Genomic DNA, 23,637 nt, shown 5'->3' with positions numbered 1-23,637 from the left:
TTAAGCTTTTTGATCGTCAGTTAAGATAACCCGTCACTTGCTGACGAGACAATCAATTATAGTAAAAAAGCAAAGAATGAAACGAAGTCGTTACACCCAAATTGTATTTATCTTAAGCCTAATCCTCCTTGGCTATTACTCAAAAGGCGCTACCGTAAAAACCACACATGCAAGCAATAAATCGGATCTGCTTCTTTCCTATCAGGACACGACCATGCAAGACACGACGAAAAAACCGGTTCTCGATACTATCCGGATACAGGGCGTGGTCACAGATTCTTCCGGCAAACCTTTGGCTAACGTTTCTGTAAAACCTAAAGGTTCAAGGGACAGCGTACTAACGGGCCAGGATGGAAAATATGTTATCAACAGTCCAGCGATAGGCGTGTTAATTTTCACCTCTTCCGGTTACCAAACAAAAGAAGAACCCGTCAATAAAATGCAGGAGATTAATATCGAGTTGCAACTGATAGAAAAACCTGTGGCCAGTTCGTCTCAACCTGCCGCTAACGTTACACCGGATACAAACAAGATAGCCAATGATTCGCTTCGCCGTGACAGCACGCAGGTAAAACCGGACACTGCAAAAACAGATAGTACACAAGAAAAAATTACCGGTGTTGTAAGGGATACAAAAGGCCCCATCCCGGGCGTTAGCGTAACTATTAAAGGCAAAAAAGAAGGCGTTATTACGGATGAGCAGGGCAAATACAGTGTAGCCGCACCAGGCAATGTTGTACTCGTATTTAGTTCTTTAGGCTACGATACGAAAGAGGAGTTTGTAAACAACAGAAAAGTAGTCAATACAACACTTAGTGAGGAGGCTCAAGCTTTAAAAGAAGTGGAGGTAGTTGCTGTCGGTTACGGAACAATGGATCGCTCTAAATTAACCAGCTCTGTATCAAGTATCGGAAGTGATCAAATTGAAAATGATGTATTGCCTAGTGTAACACAGGCTATTCAAGGTAAAGCCGGCGGTGTTCAGGTTACGCAAAAATCGGGATCACCTGGAGGTGGCCTCAATATTCGTGTACGCGGAACGACCTCAATCAATGCAAGCTCCGACCCGCTTTATGTAGTAGATGGAATTCCCGTAAATAGTACCACAAATTTTACAGGTGGAACGAATTTTAATTTTGGCGGCGGTACACAGGGGATTAATATTCTTTCATCTATTAATCCGTCGGATGTACAATCTGTTGAAGTACTTAAAGATGCTGCCTCATCCTCTATATATGGTGCACGCGCGGCTAACGGTGTTGTACTAATAACCACAAAAAAAGGACAGGCGGGCACAAGTACATTTAATTTCAATATGTATGAAGGTTTTTCTGAAGTACCGAAGGAACGTTGGTACGATATGATGAACACAGCACAGTACCAAGATTACATGCGGGATTATTATAAGTATCGGATGGAAATGGATTCTACCGTCACGGCCATCCCGGATCAGATCTTAGCAAACCCCAACATTAACACCGACTGGCAAGATGCTATCTTCCGTACGGCCGCCACACGTAACTATGAATTGTCAGCGAGCGGAGGCAGCGAAAAAACACAATATTATACTTCAATCGGCTATATGAAACAGGGCGGGGTGCTGTTAAACTCAAATTTTAACCGTTTAAGTGCCCGCCTTAATCTTGACCATCAACATAGTGAAAAATTACGTTTCTCTACTTCTATTAATCTAACCAGGGCTATTAATGATCGCGTTCAGGAAGAAAACTCAAAAGAGGGAGCCACAAAAAACGGCATTGTAGCGCCACCAAATATTCCGGTTTATAATCCGGATGGCAGCTACGCCTTCGATGAAGTAAGCACTTCTCGGGAAAATCCAGTAGCCATGCTAGAACTTCCCACCAACAATGCACAGACATTTAGGGTGTTGGCAAACGCTTCGGCTGAATATCGCTTTATACCGGAACTGGCACTTAAAACAAGTTTCGGCACCGATTTAAGTTTTATTGATGAAACTTTTTTTATGCCTCCGCAGGGATTGCGTTCTTTTGCTAGTCAGGGAGGAATAGGTGCCAGACGAAACACCCGTGATCAACTATGGATTAATGAAACAACATTAAGTTTTGACAAATCCTTCGGCGATCACAGTATTAATGCGCTGGCAGGTTTTTCTGTTCAAGAGTCGCGATTGGAATTTGTTGATGCACAACGCTCTAATTTTCCTTCAAACGATATTGAGTACATTTCTTCGGGAGGTGTTATAACGGGAGCTAATTCATATCCTGAAGAATGGGCTATTGCATCAGGATTCGCTCGGGTAAATTATGGTTTTAAAGGAAAATATTTATTTACAGCAAATTTCCGCGCTGACGGCTCCTCTAGATTTGGAGAAAATAACCGGTGGGGGTATTTTCCTTCGTTTGCCGCTGCATGGAGGTTGTCGGACGAGGATTTTATTAAAGATATCAAAGCAATTAGCAATTTAAAACTAAGGGCGAGCTGGGGGATTACCGGTAATCAGAATATCGGCAACTATGCTAGTTATTCGCTTTATACAGGTGGACAGAATTATTTAGGCCTACCTGGGTTCATACCTAATGTTTTGGGAGATAAAAACTTAAAATGGGAAACCACCAAACAATGGGATATCGGCTTGGATTTAGGTCTCTTCGGTAATCGAATTTCCTTATTGGCAGACTACTATTTGAAAAACACCTCTGATTTGCTGATCGGAATACCTGTTCTCACAAATTCGGGCTTTCAAAACAGATTCACCAATTTCGGCGAAATCCAAAATAAAGGGTTTGAATTTGAGCTGTCAACGCAAAACCTTGTGGGGGAATTTAAATGGAATACCACACTCAACATGACGTTCAACCGCAACAAGGTGGTGTCTTTACCTGTTAACAGGATTCTTGGAGGAGTAGGTGAGTTAAATATTGCACAACCGGGACTTCCCCTCGGAACCTTTTATGGATGGAAAATGATCGGTGTCAACCCCGAAACCGGACTGATTGATTTTGAAGACCAAAATGGCGACCCAACCACGCCTACTAATCCGGATGATCGACAAATTATTGGTGATCCAAATCCCGATTTCTTTGGTGGTATAACGAACACTTTCCAGTACAAGAATTTTGATTTAAGTATCATGGGACAATTCTCCTACGGAAACGATGTGTTCAACTATAATTTAGCAACCGGTTTAGAGGGGTATAACGCAAGTAGTAATGGCTTTACCGATTGGACCCGTCGGTGGAGGAACCCTGGAGATATCACGGATGTTCCACGACCAAGTCCAGGCGATCTGAATAACGGTGCTATTTCCGACCGTTTTGTACAAGATGGATCTTTCTTTAGATTGAGAAACATCACCCTAGGGTATACTTTCCCAACTAAAATGATTGAAAATATCAACTTAAGTCGACTGCGGGTTTACGTAACGGTCCAAAATGCCTACGTTTTCACCAATTATCGGGGATACGACCCGGAAGTAGGATCCAGTCATGGCGGTGCTAACACCGGCCTCATTTACGGTTATGATTATGGCAGTTATCCTCAGCCTCGCATATTTACAGCTGGCGTAAACTTAACTTTTTAATAGTTCAAAATAGACTTGAAAACAATGAAGACATTCTTTAATATCGTTATAATAACGTTGCTAGCAGCCTCCTTGTCGGCTTGTAACGACTTCCTTGATAAAGAACCGATTAGCCAGATTACACCCGATGAGTATTTTAATTCAGAAACAAACGCTAATTCAGCCGTAATTGGCATGTACCGGACAATGCTAAACTCCTTTTCTTTTGGCCAGTCCATCATTATCGTTCCCGAATTTTCCGCAGGTCATGTAAGTCATGCTTCGGTCTATCCCGAATACGAAAATTTCCGAACAAATAATATCCAAGTAAACAACCCTTGGACCAATAATATGTGGCAAGCGACCTATGCCACTATCAATGCAGCCAACAATATTATAACCAGGGTTCCTGAAATGCCCGAGAGCAGCATCTCAACTGAAAAGAGACAGCAATTTGTCGGAGAGGCTAAATTTGTTCGGGCGCTCAATTACTTTTTCCTAGTAAGGGCCTTCGGCGCTGTACCTTTAAAGACAACTGCTACAACAGAAGAGGAAAACATAGCGATTCCACGCACACCCATTGATCAAGTTTATCAACAAATTATTACCGATCTACAGGACGCAGCCACACTTCCGGACAGTTATGGCGATGATGCCACATCCAAAGGCCGAGCAACGAGCCTTGCAGCGAAGGCTTTGCTCGCTAAAGTGCAATTATACAACGGTCAGATTACAGGTGATTACTCCCAAGCTGCGAGCCTCGCGCAAGAAGTTATTAATAGTCAACGTTTCACGCTGATACCTGATTTCGCGTCTATATGGACAACGGAGAATACGCAAGAATCCATTTTCGAATTACAATTTGATGATCAAGCAACCAATCCCTTGGCCTCAGTTAGCAACGATAATCCAAGTATGCTCTTTTATGCAAGAGGAACTACTGTATACGAGAAATATGCCGAGGGAGATAAAAGAAGGGACTTCACGGTCAAATTCGGATCGCGCGATCGTTATTATATTGGCAAATTCCCCAAGGCAAGTCCCGCAACACAAAATCTGCCGGTTATTCGAATTGCTGAAATTTTTCTGATACATGCTGAAGCACAGGCGAGAGTGGATGGCACAGTCAGCGATGCTGCCTATCATTCTTATCAAGAGGTACAAAAGCGGGCCGGCCTAACCCCTCCCCCAATAAATTCTTTTGGCAGTATAGAGAATTTCATCACAGCGGTGCAAGAAGAAAAAGAGCGCGAGCTCATGTTTGAAGGTGAAGCTTGGTTCGATTTCTGTAGAACGGGCCTGGCATTGGATCGAATGCTTGTTATAAAAGATCCCAACTACTATCTTTATCCTATACCAAGCAGTCAGATTGTACTAAACGGCGAACTAACGCAAAACCCAGGTTACTAACAGATCGTTAACAATCAGAGTGCATAGATCTTTGTAGATCTATGCGCTTCCTAAAATATTAATAATAATCAGTCTTTCCTCTCCCTCTTATGGCAATTTATTGAAATCGATCGTTGGTTTGTCGCCGTTCGTCGATCTGCTAAATTGTGCTCCAATGGGGGTATAATGACTAAAAAAACCAAAATTATTCAGAAAAAATTTATCCTGCTCACTTCCACCGCTGTAATCCATCCGATATCCGACGCGGGCTGTATTATCAGCAGAAAATTTAGCTCTTTTCACCTCATACCAACGCCCTTCTTTATCAATGACCCACTGGTTTCCGAAATAAACCTTTCTTTCGAAAATTCCCTCCTCAGGTGAAAAATTCTCTAAGAAAGAATGAAAGCCTTTAAGCCAGCTTGATGTTTGAGGTCTACTAAAACTAGCAATTAATTTCCATTCAGCAACTTCAGGTGCGTAGAACCACGCCGTATAATTTGTATAATTATTAGCTACTGGTTCGCCTTTTAACAAAAACCTATAAGTGTTACCAGCTATCCAGTTAAATTTATAATAACTTTGTCCACCGGCTCCTTCATTACCGAATTCACCCGTATGTACTCTTTCACCTTTTTTTAATAGTTTTATTTGATGATCCGGTGGAATGGTTTTCGGATCGTCTGTTTGGAAAGGGCTCCATACGGAAAATAGAATACGTCTTTCACTTTTTGAGTTAACCTGCATACCAAAATAACCACCGCTAAAGCCATTGGCCATAAAATAAGACCCAATAAGGTCATTACCTTCCGGTACTGTTACTTCATTATAATAATACATGATATCCTTTTCAGGCAATTGATAATTCAGATGCGTAGAGGGCCCACGTCTACCCCAATAGAAAAAATTTCCTTCATCATTTTTGACAAAATGAGCACGATCATTAACCGCAGTGCCATGGATTCCTAAATATTCTATATTACTCAAATTAACTGGTCGACCATGTATGTTAATGACTGTATATCCTGTATCACGGATGACCCAGTCGCCCAGGTAAACCATTTTTTTATGCTGGGCCTTCAGATTCACGGTTTTCGTCTCTCCTGCAACCGTAACCCGCAAGGCACTGGGTTCATTAATTTTCGCATCTAACCAAATTGTTAAGGCACCTACTTTTTCTAGCCGTACGAATGTCTTGAAGCCTTTCTTCGGGTCGTCCCATTGTTTGATACCCGCTTTCGAAATTAGATTATCCTTTCCGGAAGTCGTACCCGTTTGCCAAGAATTTCCGCCAATCGGTATTTTCACAATGTTTTCCGGAATGGGCTTGGTTTGTCCGAGACTTTGATAAATGATAATTAACAAACTGCTAAAGAGAAGCACGACGCGTTTTACTTGCATATCATAATTGATTTTGATGGCAAACTACGCGAAATAAAAGAAGATAGAAAATGAAAAGGGGGATCAACCGATTGCGTAAAAAAATAAACGAAAAAAAGGACTGTCTTCTAAGAACGGTAGTGAACAAGATTGAAAAACGTGTCATTGCGACACGTTCTTCAATTTCCGTATACGGTCTTTATTTTCGTAAAATGTATTTGTCAGCCAGCGCCCCGGTTATTTTATCACCGTTCATATCGAGCTGTGTAAGGGTGTTTTCACCTACAAAGTACTTACCGGGTGCATCCCTGCCTCCTTTTAACTCAATCGTGCTCCCATCAATCCAAACATAGCGGCCATCTTCTTCGAAGGACTGACTGTCTCCTTTACCCAAGTAGCTATTTTTTAATGTGTAAGTGCTGTCTGCTTTCAATTCCAACTCGGTATTTATCCCTTCACAATCGGCACAGGGTAGCACACCCTTATAAATTCCAACAACATCTAATGAGTTTTGTGCATTATGCATATCCGCCGTATCAGATGTGGCATCGATTGGTACATACTCCTCAGTCGTAGTGTCGGTAGTATTTATATCCCCGGTGCCTTTTGTTCCGTTATTGCAGCTCCAAAATATGCCGCTGACAAGTACGTAAGTCAAAATTCTTTTAATCATAGCTTTATTTTTACTGCTATTTAGCAAAAGCGATACCAAATCGAAACATTAATTGTCAACTTGTTTCATTGCCTCAATTACAGCTTCGGCTACTTCAATATTAATTGCTTCGTGATCGACCATTATCCATTCACCGTCTCGCTTGATCATTAGGAAGGGTTTAATTCCCGGGTATTGTATCCGCCACGCTGTAGAATCTTTGTATTCTTCAGGATACGCATTAATATTTATAAATGCCTTGGTACCAGGCTCCCGAACAGTAATCGTCATAACAAACTCCTTTCTTTCTTTATTAAAACATTGACCATTGCAAATTGATTGAAAAATTTAAATTTTTATCAAACAAAGACCGTATGAAGAGATACGGCCATTCTACAATTCAAGAAAACAGACCGATCAGGCAGCTGTATACGAACTTGCGAACGGCTATTGATTTTGTACTATAAAATTCATAAGTTAGCCAAGCAAAACTTTTTAGTTAAGCAACACTAAAAACATTCTGAATATATTGTCTGTTTGAGGATAGGAATTACATTTTTATTAAACGAAAACATTGAACAACCAACACAAATCGTTAGAGGAAGTACATCAAAGCGTTGAGACCGATATAAAAGGGTCGCGATTTAAAAAGATCTTGAGTTTCTTTGGCCCCGCTTATCTAATAAGCGTAGGCTATATGGACCCGGGAAACTGGGCGACAGATCTAGCAGGGGGCAGCCAGTTTGGCTATACACTAATTTGGGTCTTATTAATGAGTAACATGATGGCACTGGTGTTACAAAGCTTAACGGCACGACTCGGCATAGTTTGGGGCAAGGATTTAGCCCAGTGTAATCGGGAGACCTATCCGAAAAAAATGAATTTCATTTTGTACATTCTTGCCGAGATAGCTATTGCTGCCTGTGATTTAGCAGAAGTGTTAGGTATGGCAATCGGACTGAATCTTTTATTTGGATTGGATCTCTTATGGGGTGTTGCTATTAGTTTCCTGGACACTTTTCTGCTACTTTATCTTCAACGCTTAGGAATGCGAAAGATGGAAATGTTCATTATTGGTTTGATTTTCATGATTGGCATGTGTTTTCTGGTAGAAATGATTTTGGCGCAACCGGATATGGCCTCTATCGCCAGCGGTTTTATACCATCCATCCCGAACACAGCCGCGCTCTATATTAGCATCGGGATTATCGGTGCAACGGTAATGCCTCATAATCTTTATCTGCATTCTGCTCTTGTGCAAACCCGCAAAATCAATCGAGATGAATCTTCTATTAGAAAAGCACTGAAGTATAATTTTTGGGACACGGCAATTGCCCTCAATCTTGCGTTTTTCGTCAATGCCGCGATCTTGATTCTGGCTGCTTCCGTGTTTCACAAAAACGGCATGAATAACGTTGCCGAATTACAGGACGCGCATAAATTATTAGCACCAACATTGGGCAGTGAATGGGCACCCAGACTATTTGCCGTCGCACTGATTCTGGCCGGTCAAAGCTCAACTGTTACCGGAACATTGGCTGGGCAAATTGTGATGGAGGGCTATCTACGCTTGCGTATTAGCCCAGCTTTACGACGCATGTTGACGCGCTTATTGGCCATTGTTCCTGCTATTCTAGTAATTTATATTGCCGGTGATGACGAAGTGGGACCAATGCTTGTTTTTAGTCAGGTTTTATTAAGCATGCAGTTAGCTTTTGCAGTTATTCCGCTTATCCATTTTGTCAGTGATCGGAAACGGATGGGGGTCTTTGCTATTTCAACGGGTCTTAAAATAATTGCATGGACAATCGCAGCCATTATATCCTTCCTAAACTTTCAGTTGGTATACGAAGAAATCACAAACTGGATTAAAGTATTTAACAACCCTTGGCTGACGGCACTACTGATTATAGGTGGCGTGGGATTATTTGTACTGTTGCTACTAACGGTCCTTTACCCTATAATTAAACTTAAGAAAAAAGTGAATATGGAAGTCCATCCGCCTTTTCAAGATTCTGTATTGGAAACACCCGCTTTCAACCGTATCGCACTAGCACTAGACTATTCTTCATCTGATCCCTTAGTGGTTTCATATGCACTTAAGCTTGCCAAACCCGGCACGCAGTTTATTCTAATCCATGTGGCGGAAAGCGCATCTTCCCGAATGATGGAAGAAGACACAGATGATTACGAGAAACGTCACGACGAAGCAAGAATGTCCCGTTATATTCAGCTTTTTAAAGACAAAGGCTTTGAAACAAGCTTTGAGGTGGGCCATAGAAACCGGGTGAAATTCATTGCCAAGGTATGCAACTATTACCAAGCAGACCTCCTGATCGTAGGTAGCCATGGGCATCGCGGTCTTAAGGACTTTATTTATGGGGAAACCGTTAATAGGCTCAGACACCGCGTCGATATTCCGGTCTTTATTGCCCAATAATCTGCCCGCTCTTCTAAAATACTAAGCAACAGCAGTGTCATCCTTTTTTCTTACCGTTGTTTTACGATGCATATTCCCCCAGTCGGACATTGCCTGCAACATAGGCCGCATCGTTAGGCCAAGGTCTGTCAATTCGTACTCAACGCGAGGTGGCACCACAGCATAGACATTACGTTTTACAATATAATCCTTTTCCAACTCTCGGAGTTGAGCCACCAACATTCGCTCAGAAATGCCGTCAATTGAGTTCTTCAGATCACTATAACGCATTTTCCCATAAGCAAGTCGACAAAGTATGGCCGGTTTCCACCTGCCTCCAATAATAGATAATGAATATGCCATACCGCAAGTATCATTAATTTGCTTCTCATTCAAAGCATTGGTAGATGTTTCTTTTCTCATTTCTTACGTTTTTGTTAGTACCTAACAATTTAATCTGTACTTACAAATATAAAGTTAAGAACCTACTTTTGGTAAAAAAAATTACCAATGGAAAGATTGAAAAACAAGATAGTCTTGGTTACAGGTGGCAGCAGAGGAATTGGTGCCGCCATTGTAGAAAAACTCGCTACAGAAGGAGCGCATGTTTCATTTACCTATGCAAAATCGCCGGAAAAAGCTGAACAGCTCCTTGATAGACTTCAAAAAGCGGGCAAACAAGTAAATGCCATACAAGCAGATAGCGCGGATCCGCAGGCGATACAAAGCGCTATTCAACAGGTTGTATCTGCCTTTGGTCCTATTGATATTCTTGTTAACAATGCCGGTATTTATATTGGTAGGCCCTTTGAAGAGCATACATTGGAAGATTATGAACAAATTATGAATATTAACGTTCGGGCCTTGTTTATAGCAGCATTGGAAACAGTAAAAAGTATGCCCAACGGTGGTCGGATTATTAATATTGGAAGCAATATGGCGGAGAATGCACTGAGTGCACAAACAACACTTTATACAATGAGTAAATCTGCATTAACCGGTTTTACTAGAGGGCTGGCTCGGGACCTAGGACCAAAAAACATCACCGTTAATGTTGTGCAACCAGGTCCAATTGATACAGATATGAATCCTGCAAACACCGAGTTGGCAGATTTTTTACGAAGCAGAATGGCGTTATCAGATTATGGTACCGGGAGTGATATTGCCAATTTAGTGGCGTTCTTGGCAAGTGAAGAAAGCAAGTATATCACCGGCACTTCACTTACCATTGATGGCGGTTTAAACGCCTAGCCAAAGTCATTTACTAACCATCTGGCAGGCCAAGGCTGCCAGATGGCATCAACAAAAGCGCAACCATCGCCTAAACTAATATACTTCTCTTCTACGTCCATCGAATGGTCTTGCTAAATGGAAGTTTTAGTATTATCTTGCAAATCGGTATTGCCCGAACTTCGAAAAAAAAGGGTCAACAGGTTATTGAGAAGATGAGAACTATATTACTCCTACTATTGGTACTAATAAATGTGGGCTGCGATCAAGTATCAAAACGCATCGTTCGTGAAAAAATTGATTACTATGAAGAGATTAAGATTGTCGACAGGTATTTTGTCTTAACTAAAGTAGAAAACAGCGGTGCTTTTTTAAGCTTGGGCAACAACCTGCCCGGAATCGTAAAAATCATATTTCTATCCATACTTCCTGCCCTAATTTTACTATTCGGTCTTTATTACTTAATACAGCAAGAGAAAAACTCAGCCTGGCTATCGGTAGGTATTGCCTTTGCGCTTGGTGGCGGAATAGGCAATCTTTACGACAGAATTCTCTATGGATCGGTCACGGATTTTATGCACATTGATTACCTTTTCATTAAAACAGGTATTTTTAATATGGCGGATGTATCGATTATGACAGGAATGATTTTGATAATCATTGGCTTTTGGGCTCAAAGAAAGAATGAATTAACGCTTTCCGAAATTGAACAAAACACTAAACATAACATTTAATATCGCCATGAGCAAACATGCCTTAGGCTATCAATCATAATAAAGGGAATGATCGACAAACTTGCACTCATTGAAATTAAAGACGGCCGAATCCTATCGACACGCAGCAGAGGGAAAGACACCTATTATCTTCCCGGCGGTAAGCGTGAGGCAGGCGAATCAGATATAGAAGCTCTAATTAGAGAGATCGCAGAAGAGTTGACAGTGACTATAATTCCTGAATCGATCAGATTTTATGGAGAATTCTCCGCCCAAGCTCATGATCATCCAGTAGGAATTATGGTTAACATGCGCTGCTACACAGCATCCTTTCACGGTATTTTGCAAGCGTCGGCTGAAATTGAAGAAGTCGTTTGGCTATCGTACAATGACAAGCCAAGAGTTTCTGAGGTTGATAAGATTATATTTGAAGATCTAAAAGAAAAAGGGCTACTCAGGTAAGCCTAAATTACATTTAAAATTTTGTAGCTGTGAATCAGGCCTATGCACCATATTCTTAAAAAAAACGCATCTTTTTTTTAAGAAAACTTTGGTGAATTCAAAAAAGACACTACATTTGCAGTCCCAAAACAAACGAACGGAAATAAAAAAGCCAACGTTTGACGGTACCATAGCTCAGTTGGTAGAGCAAAGGACTGAAAATCCTTGTGTCACTGGTTCGAATCCAGTTGGTACCACAAAAAGCCTTAGATAACACTGAGGCTTTTTTGTTACACAATTCTCGAAGTGACGAACCAAACCAATACGCATATCAATACAATCTCATTTTGTCGTATTAGATAGTTATTTGGTCGAATATTTTTGCATTTTGCGTCCCGGCTTCTGAACTTTGGAAATGGGAAATCGGTTCTAATGAAAGAGAATAAAAATACCGAAAAACAGGGATTGTTTGTCACCATTCATCTCTCTACCTTTGCCAGAGTGGCGTTATTTTTTCCAAAGCTGAATTTAATATAATAAATTTAGAACAATTGTACGGCCTATTCTTTCAAAAATTATTTTTACAAACCATCCTGGTTATATAAAATCCTTAGTAAGCCGCCCTCTTTTTTACTATGTCGTCTGAGGGCGGTAAAGCTAAGGACAAAATCAGTTAATAAAACGCTCAAAAAACTCGTAAGTACGCAACATCTGGTCTATACGTTGCCTATTATCTCCACTACGTGTAATTTCGTGGGTAGCACCGGGATGCCTCACATATTCAACCGGCCTTCCTAATATCTTTAAGCTTTTATATAGCATTTCGCTCTGTATAACACCCGTACGTAGATCATTCTCACCGTGAAAGATGATATACGGAGTTTTTATATTTGACACATAATTAATAGGCGATTCCCGTTCGATCGTTTGTCTGGTTTTCTCTTCCCAAGGATAACCACCGAAATAGTTCGGCACCAGCCGCCACGCGTTTCCTTCTCCAAAAAAGGTCTTTAGATCATACACACCTCGTTGACTACACGCTGCCTTAAAACGTTGGTCGTGCCCAATAATCCAACTTACCAGATAACCGGCATAAGAACCGCCTGTCAGCAACAGTCTACTCGTATCAGCCCAACCTTCCGCTACTGTTCGATCCAAAGCCTCCAAAACATCTTTGGCAGGTCCCTTTCCCCAATTATCCATATTTGCCCGAAGGAATCTTTCACCATACCCTCCCGATCCTCGCGGATTACAATAGACAATACCATAACCTTTTGCACAGAAAAACTGATATTCATGCCACATACTATTCTCGCCGGGGCCCCACATGGCACTCGGTCCACCATGAATCTCCAGCAATAAAGGATATTTCTTCCTCTCTTGAAAACCAATGGGCTTCATTACCCAATACTCCACTTCCATTCCCTCCTCGTTCTTGAAAACATGCTTTTCCGGCAAACTGAGTTTCCTGTTCTTCAACCAGCTTGCATTGAAAGAACTTATTCTCTGGGTTTGCTTCATATCCATATCGGCTATTTCCAGTTCGCACGGGTTGTTTACACTCGTCTTGGTATAAACTAATACTTTTTTTCCAATCACGTAGTCTTCAATTCCTACATGTTCACTCGATAATTTCTCCAGCTTGGCTCCCCTTAACGAAAATCGATAAAGTGGAATCCCTCCGTTGCTTTGAGCGGTAAAATAAACCTGATCTTCTTTTTCAGCCCATTTGAAGTTTCCCATATTCCGATCCAAGTCAATTGGATACAAGTGTTTAGATTCCGTTAAATCCATCACATGCACACTTGGTACATTCGGTGTAGCGACCATGGATTCGCTATATATCAGATAGTTCCCGAATGGAGATACCGTGTTGATTCTATAAGACAGCTCTTTTTTTCCCAATATTTTTTGAGGAAGAGGATTACTCAAGCTTATTTTATAGACAGCGCTTTCTAATGCACGATCCGGAAATATTGTATCCGAAAGCCTCCCATTAACGACGATTTGGTCGTTGTTGCAAAAATAAGGATCACTATAACTGTTAAAACCCGTCGTGATTGCTCTTGGCGCGGTCTGCGGTGCACCATCTAAAACCGCAATGACGAACAAATGGGTAAAGCGCATTTCACTCGAGGTAGCAGCTTCTCCCTGAAACTGTAGCTTATTGATTACTTTTGCCTTATATTCCCTTTCATTCTGAGCCAGATAGGCCTTTACTTCTGCAAGATTTCCATTTGGATTAGCTTTTGCATCCGACCTTCCGAGATAATGATTATCTCGATAACCGGGTTTTTCACTCAACCATAAAGGCAGTTGTTGCTTCGGATTTAATAGCGAATCCTGCAGGAGCTCTTCCAATTTCAAGGTGGCACTAAATACTATTTTCTTTCCGTCAGGGCTCCATTTTGGTGAGCTTGCACCATATTTAAAATCGGTAAGCTGCATCGGCTCTCCTCCGGATAACGACATTAAAAACAGCTGCGGTTTACCTTTTATCGTCCTAACAAAAAGAATATCGCTTCCCTTCGGGCTGAAAGAAGGCTGACTTGGATTCTGCTCACTATAGGTAAGTTGCCTTAGCTTATATTGTTCTTCCCTGTTCGCCATCCAAAGCTGGTTATCATATTCATAATTATCTACATCACTTTCTCGCCCCTTTATTTTTTGAACATTAAACAGGATCAGTTTTTTATCCGGCGAAATTTCAAGCTGATTGATACGTTGTATGTTAAGCATATCTGTAACTTGAATAGATTCAGTAGGCTGCTGCGCCGTTACCGCACAGCTGATAAAAACAGATAATTTAAGTAGGAGTAGTCTTTTAACCATAATCGAATGAATTACTTGAGGAAAATAAATAAAAAAGGCAAAAAACATGACATGTACCTGGTTTTTTACAAAATCGTACCGTATTGCGTGAGAGGTCCTAAAAAATCATAACCTCTTTTATCGCGTAATAAGCAACACCTTTAGCATCATATCTGGCAATTTAAATCTTTTCTAAATTTTATTTATTATGCAAGCATAATAAATAGTTTTATGTAACTTCGTAAAAAACCATATTGTATGATAGGCCAAATTATCTTTGCGATCATTTTATTGACGGCAATTGCTTTAGTAACTTATAACGCGCGCAAGATTATCCGGAATATCAAGTTAGGAAAACCGACAGATAGGAGTGATCAGCCTGGTGTGCGATGGCGAACCATGCTTCGTGTTGCCTTCGGCCAAAGCAAAATGGCCAAGCGCCCCGTTCCCTTTGTATTGCATCTTTTTGTTTACCTAGGTTTTATCATCATCAATATAGAAATGTTGGAGATCGTTATTGACGGCTTAGCGGGCACCCATCGTGCTTTTTCCAGTTTGGGCGCTCTGTACAATTTACTGATAGCATGCTTCGAGTGGTTGGCTCTTTCTGTACTACTCGGCTGCGTGATCTTCTTACTCCGAAGAAACATTATACATGTAAAACGTTTCTTCGGAGTAGAGATGACCCGTTGGCCAAGAACCGATGCCAATCTTATTTTGCTTGCAGAGATAGCTTTAATGACGGCATTCTTATCTATGAATGCAGCTGATTATAAATTGCAATTGCAAATTCATAGCACATCGATCACCGGCTCTTTCCCGATAAGTTCTCTGCTGCTTCCTTTATTGCCTGAAAATCCGGATTCGCTTCGGGTCATTGAGCGCAGTTGCTGGTGGTTTCACATCGTGGGTGTATTGGTTTTCTTGAATTATCTTCCCTATTCAAAGCATTTACATATTGTATTGGCCTTCCCGAATACTTACTTTTCCAACCTAAAACCGAAGGGTCAATTTACAAATATGGACGCTGTGACGCACGAAGTCAAAGCGATGCTCGATCCTTCCTATGCGCCGCCGGTAAGTGATCAACCTGCACGCTTTGGTGTAAAAGACATTACGGATCTCACCTGGAAAAATTTACTGGATGCGTATACTTGTACCGAATGCGGTCGTTGTACCGCAGTATGCCCGGCGAACATCACCGGAAAATTACTTTCACCGCGGAAAATCATGATGGATACTCGGGACCGTATGGTAGAAGTCGGAAAACAAATAGATAAAAACGGCTCATTTACAGAGGATGGGAAATCGCTATTAGATAATTATATTTCGCGGGAAGAACTTTGGGCTTGCACAAGCTGCAACGCCTGCACAGAAGCTTGCCCTGTTAATATTAATCCCTTGGAAATTATTATGGATATGAGACGATATATTGTCATGGAAGAATCACAGGCACCATCCAGCTTGAATACAATGTTTGCTAATGTTGAAAATAACGGAGCTCCATGGAAATATGCACAAGCTGATCGCGTAAACTGGAGAGAAGGCCTTTAGTTATCGAAAATACAAGGCATAAATATATATCAAGAGGACGCACATCCTTTACACTTAGTCATGATACTTAAATAAAAATAATGGATAACACGCTACATATCCCTACTATGGCCGAAATGGCAGCCAAGGGGAAAAATCCGGAAATACTATTTTGGGTAGGTTGTGCAGGTAGCTTTGACGAGCGTGCTCAACACATCACTCGTGACATTTGTAAGATCTTGAATCATGTGGGCCTTAAATTTGCCATACTAGGAACCGAAGAAGGTTGTACCGGAGACCCGGCTAAACGGGCTGGCAATGAATTCCTATTTCAAATGCAGGCTCAAATGAATATCCAAACATTAAACACGTATGAGATAAAGAAGATCGTAACCGCTTGCCCGCACTGCTTCAATACGCTGAAAAATGAATACCCTGCATTAGGCGGACAATATGAAGTGGTTCATCACAGCCAATTGATCCAACAATTAATTGATGAGGGAAAACTCAAGCAAACGGAGGGAAAACCATTCAAGGGTAAAAGAATAACTTTTCATGACCCTTGCTATTTAGGTCGCGGAAACAACGTATATGAGGCTCCTCGAAAAGCACTCGAAGTACTTGATGCACAGCTTGTAGAGATGAAACGATGTAAAAGCAATGGACTATGCTGTGGTGCCGGCGGTGCCCAGATGTTCAAGGAGCCTGAAAAAGGAAGAAAGGATATTAATATCGAACGGATTGATGAAGCGCTGCAAACCGATCCACATATCATAGCAGCAGCATGCCCCTTCTGTATGACAATGCTCAAAGATGGTGTTAAAAACTACAATAAGGAGCAGGAAGTGCAGGTATTGGATATCGCAGAGATAACAGCCAGAGCGAATGATCTTTAGAAGTTCTTAGCTGTTAGCGATTAGTTTTAGCACTTCATTTCAAAAGACTAACCCCTAATCGCTAAAGGCTAAAAGCTATTTCAATATAATAACCTCTACCCTTCTATTTTTTTGCCTACCATCTGCAGTACTGTTCGTTGCTACCGGTTTACTTTTACCATATCCTTTTGTTTTGATGTTGCTTCCATTAAGCCCTATGGATACCGCATAGTTCTTAACCGATGCTGCACGTTTCTCGGATAACCATTGGTTATAATCCGCTTCACCTGTCGAGTCGGTATGGCCATTGATCTGAATTTGTGCATTCGGGTAATTCTTATTAATGTAGGCCACCATGTTCTTCATTGTTACTTTCGCCTTTTCCGACAGATAAGAAGAGTTCGTGGCAAACAGTACATCGGATTCAAAAGTAAGGACCACCCCTTCGTCTGTTCTGGAAACGGTACCGCCTTCAATATGATCTGGCGTACCACCTGTATTGACAACTTCGGCACCATCGTTCACAATCAGCTTTTTACTTTTACAACTTACGAAAAACGTAGCTGCTCCTAATGCAACAATAAAAGCAATTTTGTTAAGTTTCATCTATAGTTATTTGATTTTTTAACAGGATGAGGCAAAGCATCATCTAACAAACGGTAAAATAACTCAAAAGTAGCATGAAAAGCAAACTTTTCGATAAAACGTAAACCGAAATCCTTTTTACCAAACGAAGGTAGCAACCGATCCACCTGGTAGGGTAGCCGGTACATTTCGTTCCGATTCTTCAAATGTGAAGCTTTGTTCCTCGCTTTCCACATTGACAACAATCAACACCCTCTTTCCCTCAGGAGTTAAGAAGGCCACATTGGGTAAACTATCCATCCATGTAGAGGCTATACGCTTGGATCCCGTTGGAACGAACTTGGAGACATGGCCTATAATATAATAAGCTACATTACGACTTACGCGGTCGCCATCTATGGTTAAAGCCCCTAGGCAGCTGGTACAACCACCGTCGGGTGTATGCGGGTTATAAGAGGCATCAGCTGCCAGATTCCATTCAAGTACATTCCTGCTCCAATTACGCGTAGCACCTATAACAAGCGTAGACACATGCCACTTCAAATCTTCCGGAAAATTGCCGGGACCGCCCACCCATTGTTCGGTAAAGTAGAGACTTTTATCAGGAAAAGCCTCATGCACTTTCGACAATGCTTCAATTTTGCCACCGTACAAATGGAAGGCAGCTCCATCTACATATTTTGCTGCATCTTTATCTGCATAAATTTCCAGCGGGTAGTCGGGCCGATCTGCATTATGATCATATACGATTATTTTGGTTTTTATGCCCGCAGATTCAAAAGCAGGACCTAAAGCCGTTTTAATAAAATCGGCTTGATCCTTTGCTTCCATGTACATACTCGGTGTGTTCCCCGGGTGCAAGGGTTCGTTCTGAATGGTAATCGCATCAATTGTAATACCTTCCTTTTCCATCTCCTTTATATACTTAACAAAATACTGCGCATAACTTGCGTAGTACTCCTTTTTCAGGCTTCCACCTTTAAAGGCTCCATTTGTTTTCATCCATGTAGGAGCCGTCCAAGGGGAGCCCAGTATTTTAAGATCAGGATTGATGGCCAGTATCTTCTTCAGGACCGGAATCAACGTCTCCTTTTCCTTGGCGATCGAAAAATAGTTCAAGTCCGGATCGGTTTTACCCGGTGGCATTTCATCGTAAGTAAATGTAGTGGCACTTAAATCAGATGCTCCAATGCTTATACGGAGATAGTTCACTCGGATTGATTGCTCCTTATCAGCAAAAAGCTCTTCCAGCAAGCTATCCTGCTTGGTGTTCGACAAAGAAGCGATAAGATCGGCACTTCCCCCCGTCAATGTATATCCAAATCCATCAATCTCCTGATAAGTTTCCAACGTGTTTACCACGATATTTTTAGAGGCTTTACTTCCGCCAAAAGACAGCGAAGATTTTTGCAATAAAGCCGAACGGTCTCCTCTGGTTAAATAAGAAGTAATCTCGCTGCCGGTATCGCTTGCTTGTGCTTCGCTACGCTCTTTCTTTGAAAGACCTTGTTTACAAGACAGAAAGATAATCAAGGCCAATATTGCCATATATAGTTTCCCAAACTGCATATCTACCATAATTAGTATCCCGGATTTTGCGTCAATTGCCCATTTCGGTCTAATTCCTGTTGCGGCATTGGCAACAGCAATTTCTCCGTCGTCATATTATAATCCACTGGCTGATTGGTGCGTAAGTCGATTTCATTCAGCCCATTCATTACATCCACCGCCAAACCGGCGCGCTTTAAATCATCCCATCGTTGTGCTTCTTGACAAAGTTCCAGCCTTCTTTCTTTCAAGATGGCCGCTCGTAGAGCTGATTGACTGTTGGCTTCGGAGGGACTGATCTTTGCTCTCTGTCGGATTTGATTTAAAATTTCCCTTGCTTCCGCCGTTCTACCCAATTCATTTAGAGCTTCTGCTTTCAGCAAAATAATATCCCCTAAACGAAGTAGATACTGCCTATTGGAACTGGCCCAACCGCTGGCACTTTTCCACTTATAGGCAAAAGGAACTTCACTATCGGCCCGATTTCCCCAGAACTCATCCAACCAATTTACTTTTTCAAATAAAATGCTGCTATTTTTCCGTACCACATCTGCCTCGCTATCGAAAGCATTTACCAAGTCATGGGACGGAGTTACAAATTTTCGCCAGGTATCCCCACTCAATGACGGTGGCAATAACATCTGCGGACCAAAATTACCCTCGGGAGCGCCAACATATTGCACTTCCAAAATCGACTCGGCATTATTGTAATGCGCCCCATCAAATAATTCCGAAAAATTGGCCAACAATTGATAATTGGCCGGACTGTTTATTACGGCATCGCAATAGCTTAACACGCGGTTATAGTCGCGATCTGGTCTTTGGGCGTGCACTTTCGCCAATAAAGCATTTGCGGCACCTTTTGTTGCCCGAGCCTTATTGATACTGCTTTCATCGGAAAAAGTATCCGGCAGCAAAGCCACTGCTTGTTCCAGGTCAGCAATAATTTGATCATACACCTGGCTTTCAGTTGATTTGGAAATGATGTATTCTTCTGTTTTGCTCGCCTCCACAGGCACCAAGATCAAGGGCACGCCGCCGAAAAGTTTCACTAAATTAAAATAATGAAAGGCTCTAAGAAAATAAGCCTCTCCCAGGATCTGATCCCGTCTTCCGCTTTCGTCCAATTGCGGATCGGAAATACCCGGCACCTTTTCCAATACGGTATTTGCCCGGGCGATCCCTCCATACAGCTGCCCCCAATTGGTGAATAAGCGACCATTTGTAGGAACAATTTGTAATTTATCAACAGCAAAAATCTCCGGGTTATCTCCCCCTGCGTAGTAATTGTCGGATATTACATCGCTGAATATGATGTTGTCCCAAACATAGTATTCCTGCTGCAGCGCGTCATAAGCTCCTGTCAATGCTGCTTCTGCTTCCTTTGCTGTGGTATAAGCATTTTCATTAGTGGCCTCAGAAATCGGCGTTAAATCGGTAAATTTATTACAGGAAATGATGGTTGTCGCAACAAGGCAGACGACCATACCTCTTATTATATGTCGTGTCATATCTATCTTCTTTAAAATGAAACATTCAAGCCAAAGATTAAGTTACGCGTTTGCGGGTACGTTCCGTAGTCGATTCCCACAAAAGTGTTTTTGTTCTGCGTAGCATCATTGGTATTAGTGAAAGCATTAACTTCCGGATCAAAGCCCTTATAATTTGTAACGGTAAATAGGTTTTCGCCCGTTACATATACTTTTACGTTGCTTAGTTTCAACCTACTCAATAATGTTTCCGGCAAATTGTAGCTTAAGGTTACTGATTTTACGCGCAGATACGAACCATTTTCAACAAAACGAGTGGAGTTCCGTGAATTATTGGTATTATCCGGTACAGCTCGCGGAACATTGGTAAGCTGCCCTGGACTGGTCCAACGATCGAGCACCGCCGTTGTTTGGTTCTTAGCATCAATCATTCCTTCCATTTCTACCCGCGTACCATTGTAAATATCGTTGCCTTGACTTCCCTGTAGAAAAATACTGAATCCAAAGTTCTTGTATCCAAAGGTGTTGGTTAGTCCATAAATGAAATCAGGGTTAGGATTTCCAATAATTCGGCGATCATCCGGGGATGGATTGTTGGAGCTTGTTCCGTCGTTTCTTAAATATAGAGCATCTCCCGTCTGCGGATCTACTCCTGTGAACACATAACCATAAAACATGCCGATGGGGTTGCCTACGGTAGTATAACTCAAATCTCCCCTTCCGGATATATTGGCACCGAAAATAGTGGTACCTGCCAAATCGCTTACTTTGTTACGGTTCAATGAAATATTTAGATCGGTTTCCCATTTGAGCGCGCCCGCTAAGTTTCGGGAATTTACCTGAAATTCTAAACCCTTATTTTCCAATGCTCCCGCATTTTGTAAGACATAATCAAAACCCGTTGCTCGAGGTACAGGAACGTTCAGTAATAAGTCGCTCGTCTTCTTTAAATAGGCATCGGCACTGAAATTTAACCGAGCATTAAATACACTGATGTCAAGGCCAATATTGGTTTGCTTCGTCTCCTCCCATTTCAAATTATCATTTTGTAAAGTGGATGGCCGGGTTCCCGGGGATATAACACCTCCAAAGGGATAATTAGCATCACTAGCTACACGCCCCCAATAAGCATATTCACCTACATTATCATTTCCAACAATTCCCCAACCTGCGCGCAACTTTAAATCATCCAACCAGGAAACTTCATTTAAGAAATTTTCCTTTGACAAACGCCATCCGGCAGAAAACGATGGAAAGTAACCCCATTTGTTTTCCGAACCGAAATTGGAGCTATTGTCTGCACGAAAGTTTGCGGTAAACAGATACTTACCATCAAAATCGTAGTTAACTCTCCCGATAACGGAAACATTTGCTTTTTCCCTTTTCGACACATTTGCTATCCGTATCACGGAGCCTGCATTGGGTGTCGTAATCGATGTACCGGAAAAACCGGTACGTTCGGTTTCACTGTTTTCCCACTGGGTTTTTTGTGCCACCATCCCCAGTAAAGCACCGAAATTGTGTTTTTCAAGCTGTTTGTTATAAGTTAAGGTGTTGTCAGCAATCCAGTAATTACGTTGATCGGTATTGTAACGTCCAATACCTTCCTGCGCACGACCATAGCTTGTACGGATCGGATCCAGGAAATATTCATATACACCACTTCCTGCATCAATACCAAAATTACTGCGGAACTTTAATCCGGGAAGAAAAGTGATTTCTGCATAGGCATTTCCTATGACCCGTTGATTTCTATAACCCCGTTCAGATCCATCTGTAAATGCAATGGGGTTTTCCCAATCCTGAAAGGGGTTACTGGTGAAGGTACCGTTAGGATTGTAAATTCCAATATTGGGAGGTGTAGATAAAATCCCCATAATGACCCCTCCTTGATTAACTGCTTGATTGTCGGCCACATCTACATCATGGTAACGCGTATAACCTAAGTTGGTACCTAACGTCAGCCAATTATTCACTTCTTGTTGCAAATTTACCTTAAAGTTATAACGATCCATTTCGGCGCTTCTTACAGCTCCCTTTTGCTTGGTCCAACCGCCGGATAAGTAATAAGTTGTTTTATTGCTTTTCCCCGAAAATGCTAATTGGTAATTCTGGGATGCCCCTTGTTGAAAAACTTCATCTTGCCAGTTCGTGTTGGCTGTGTATCGATCCCAATCCGTGTTTCTTCCTAACGCTGTCATCAACTCCCGATATTGACTCGCATTTAGCACATCGAGTTTACGCCATACAGAAGAAAAGCCGGCATAGGCATTTAGGTCAACGCGAGTCTTCCCCTCCTTGCCTTTCTTTGTGGTGATTAGTACAACGCCGTTTGCTCCCTGCGCACCGTAAATAGCAGCCGATGCGGCATCCTTCAAAATAGACATACTTTCGATATCAGCGGGATTAATCGAACGTGTATCAGCTATCGGTACGCCATCTACTACATACAGTGGGTCGCTGCTCGATGTAATGGAACTCGTTCCACGGATACGAATGTTCAACCCCGCATTAGGTTTACCGCCGGGGGAGGATACTTGCACCCCTGCCGTTTTACCTTGCAAGATACTTCCAAATTGGGTGTTAGGTCTAGACTCAAAAGCTTCTTGTGAGACGACACCTACAGCCCCCGTGATATCTCCTTTACGTTGCGTGCCATAACCTACAACTACTACTTCATCTAGCTCTTGATTGGAGGGCAATAGTGTAATTTCAAGTGTACTGCTTCCCTGTACGGCTTCTTCCTTTACCTGATAACCGATATAAGAGAAAATCAATACCGCATTGTCTGGTGTCTTTAGCGTAAATTGCCCATTTCCATCGGTAGTGGTACCCCCTGTCCCTCCTTTCACCTTAACAGATACACCAGGCAGGGCATCTCCGGATATATCCTTCACCACGCCTCTCACAGTGGTCCCTTGCCCGTAACTTGAGATGCAGATGAAAAATAGGAAAATCATTAGTAAAAGCTTCCTCGACATAGTTTAATAAATTGGTGTAATTAAAATTGTTTACTTGTTAGCTGGCTAT

General features: G+C 41.8%; 17 protein-coding genes and 1 tRNA gene. 9 read left to right on the top strand and 9 right to left on the bottom strand.

Annotated elements, in window-relative coordinates; translation table 11 throughout:
- The first annotated feature begins 76 nt into the window (after positions 1 to 76).
- Complete coding sequence (locus tag ACH11B_RS12735; RefSeq protein WP_377612364.1) at positions 77 to 3,562, top strand: SusC/RagA family TonB-linked outer membrane protein; 3,486 nt, start codon at positions 77 to 79, stop codon at positions 3,560 to 3,562.
- A 24-nt stretch (positions 3,563 to 3,586) separates the two neighbouring features.
- A complete protein-coding gene (locus tag ACH11B_RS12730) occupies positions 3,587 to 4,951 on the top strand; it encodes a RagB/SusD family nutrient uptake outer membrane protein (protein WP_377612366.1) in 1,365 nt (454 codons plus the stop codon).
- A gap of 87 nt (positions 4,952 to 5,038) precedes the next feature.
- On the opposite strand, the gene ACH11B_RS12725 is transcribed toward ACH11B_RS12730, so the two are convergent.
- The 3 genes from ACH11B_RS12725 to ACH11B_RS12715 all read right to left on the bottom strand — a co-directional run bounded on the left by ACH11B_RS12725 (position 5,039) and on the right by ACH11B_RS12715 (position 7,253).
- On the bottom strand, positions 5,039 to 6,331 hold the full coding sequence (locus ACH11B_RS12725; RefSeq protein ID WP_377612368.1) for a DUF3472 domain-containing protein: 1,293 nt from the start codon (positions 6,329 to 6,331) through the stop codon (positions 5,039 to 5,041).
- Between the two features lie 178 nt (positions 6,332 to 6,509).
- A complete protein-coding gene (locus ACH11B_RS12720; RefSeq protein ID WP_377612370.1) occupies positions 6,510 to 6,983 on the bottom strand; it encodes a copper resistance protein NlpE in 474 nt (157 codons plus the stop codon).
- 48 nt (positions 6,984 to 7,031) lie between these two features.
- The gene (locus tag ACH11B_RS12715; RefSeq protein WP_377612372.1) at positions 7,032 to 7,253 is read right to left on the bottom strand and encodes a hypothetical protein; all 222 of its coding nucleotides are present in this window, start codon (positions 7,251 to 7,253) and stop codon (positions 7,032 to 7,034) included.
- A 283-nt stretch (positions 7,254 to 7,536) separates the two neighbouring features.
- Between ACH11B_RS12715 and ACH11B_RS12710 the strand changes: the two genes are divergently transcribed.
- Positions 7,537 to 9,402, top strand: a complete 1,866-nt coding sequence (locus ACH11B_RS12710; protein ID WP_377612374.1) for an Nramp family divalent metal transporter — start codon at positions 7,537 to 7,539, stop codon at positions 9,400 to 9,402.
- 21 nt (positions 9,403 to 9,423) lie between these two features.
- On the opposite strand, the gene ACH11B_RS12705 is transcribed toward ACH11B_RS12710, so the two are convergent.
- Entirely contained in the window at positions 9,424 to 9,804 is a 381-nt protein-coding gene (locus ACH11B_RS12705; RefSeq protein WP_013665641.1) for a helix-turn-helix domain-containing protein, read from the bottom strand.
- A gap of 87 nt (positions 9,805 to 9,891) precedes the next feature.
- On the opposite strand from ACH11B_RS12705, the gene ACH11B_RS12700 reads away from it, so the two are divergent.
- The 4 genes from ACH11B_RS12700 to ACH11B_RS12685 all read left to right on the top strand — a co-directional run bounded on the left by ACH11B_RS12700 (position 9,892) and on the right by ACH11B_RS12685 (position 12,022).
- Positions 9,892 to 10,632 carry an SDR family NAD(P)-dependent oxidoreductase gene (locus tag ACH11B_RS12700; protein WP_377612376.1) on the top strand — a complete coding sequence of 247 codons (741 nt, stop codon included), beginning with the start codon at positions 9,892 to 9,894 and terminating at the stop codon, positions 10,630 to 10,632.
- Positions 10,633 to 10,826: 194 nt separating this feature from the next.
- Positions 10,827 to 11,345 carry a signal peptidase II gene (lspA, locus tag ACH11B_RS12695; RefSeq protein ID WP_377612378.1) on the top strand — a complete coding sequence of 173 codons (519 nt, stop codon included), beginning with the start codon at positions 10,827 to 10,829 and terminating at the stop codon, positions 11,343 to 11,345.
- 48 nt (positions 11,346 to 11,393) lie between these two features.
- On the top strand, positions 11,394 to 11,786 hold the full coding sequence (locus tag ACH11B_RS12690) for an NUDIX domain-containing protein (protein WP_377612380.1): 393 nt from the start codon (positions 11,394 to 11,396) through the stop codon (positions 11,784 to 11,786).
- A 163-nt stretch (positions 11,787 to 11,949) separates the two neighbouring features.
- Positions 11,950 to 12,022 (top strand) — tRNA-Phe (locus tag ACH11B_RS12685).
- A 412-nt stretch (positions 12,023 to 12,434) separates the two neighbouring features.
- Here ACH11B_RS12685 and ACH11B_RS12680 read toward each other — a convergent pair.
- Entirely contained in the window at positions 12,435 to 14,597 is a 2,163-nt protein-coding gene (locus tag ACH11B_RS12680; protein WP_377612382.1) for a S9 family peptidase, read from the bottom strand.
- A 237-nt stretch (positions 14,598 to 14,834) separates the two neighbouring features.
- Between ACH11B_RS12680 and ACH11B_RS12675 the strand changes: the two genes are divergently transcribed.
- Positions 14,835 to 16,130 carry a 4Fe-4S dicluster domain-containing protein gene (locus ACH11B_RS12675; RefSeq protein WP_377612384.1) on the top strand — a complete coding sequence of 432 codons (1,296 nt, stop codon included), beginning with the start codon at positions 14,835 to 14,837 and terminating at the stop codon, positions 16,128 to 16,130.
- Positions 16,131 to 16,210: 80 nt separating this feature from the next.
- On the top strand, positions 16,211 to 17,005 hold the full coding sequence (locus ACH11B_RS12670) for a (Fe-S)-binding protein (protein ID WP_377612386.1): 795 nt from the start codon (positions 16,211 to 16,213) through the stop codon (positions 17,003 to 17,005).
- A gap of 75 nt (positions 17,006 to 17,080) precedes the next feature.
- On the opposite strand, the gene ACH11B_RS12665 is transcribed toward ACH11B_RS12670, so the two are convergent.
- From ACH11B_RS12665 to ACH11B_RS12650, 4 genes are all read right to left on the bottom strand, one after another.
- Positions 17,081 to 17,590, bottom strand: a complete 510-nt coding sequence (locus ACH11B_RS12665) for an OmpA family protein (RefSeq protein ID WP_013665634.1) — start codon at positions 17,588 to 17,590, stop codon at positions 17,081 to 17,083.
- A 117-nt stretch (positions 17,591 to 17,707) separates the two neighbouring features.
- Complete coding sequence (locus ACH11B_RS12660) at positions 17,708 to 19,147, bottom strand: glycoside hydrolase family 30 beta sandwich domain-containing protein (protein ID WP_404274028.1); 1,440 nt, start codon at positions 19,145 to 19,147, stop codon at positions 17,708 to 17,710.
- Between the two features lie 2 nt (positions 19,148 to 19,149).
- Positions 19,150 to 20,628, bottom strand: a complete 1,479-nt coding sequence (locus ACH11B_RS12655; protein ID WP_377612390.1) for a RagB/SusD family nutrient uptake outer membrane protein — start codon at positions 20,626 to 20,628, stop codon at positions 19,150 to 19,152.
- 11 nt (positions 20,629 to 20,639) lie between these two features.
- On the bottom strand, positions 20,640 to 23,588 hold the full coding sequence (locus ACH11B_RS12650) for a SusC/RagA family TonB-linked outer membrane protein (RefSeq protein ID WP_377612392.1): 2,949 nt from the start codon (positions 23,586 to 23,588) through the stop codon (positions 20,640 to 20,642).
- Positions 23,589 to 23,637 lie beyond the last annotated feature (49 nt).

It is taken from the genome of Olivibacter sp. EAT-5 (genome assembly GCF_044784325.1).
GTDB classification, from domain to species: domain Bacteria; phylum Bacteroidota; class Bacteroidia; order Sphingobacteriales; family Sphingobacteriaceae; genus Olivibacter; species Olivibacter oleidegradans.
This window is presented reverse-complemented; position numbering and strand designations above follow the sequence as displayed.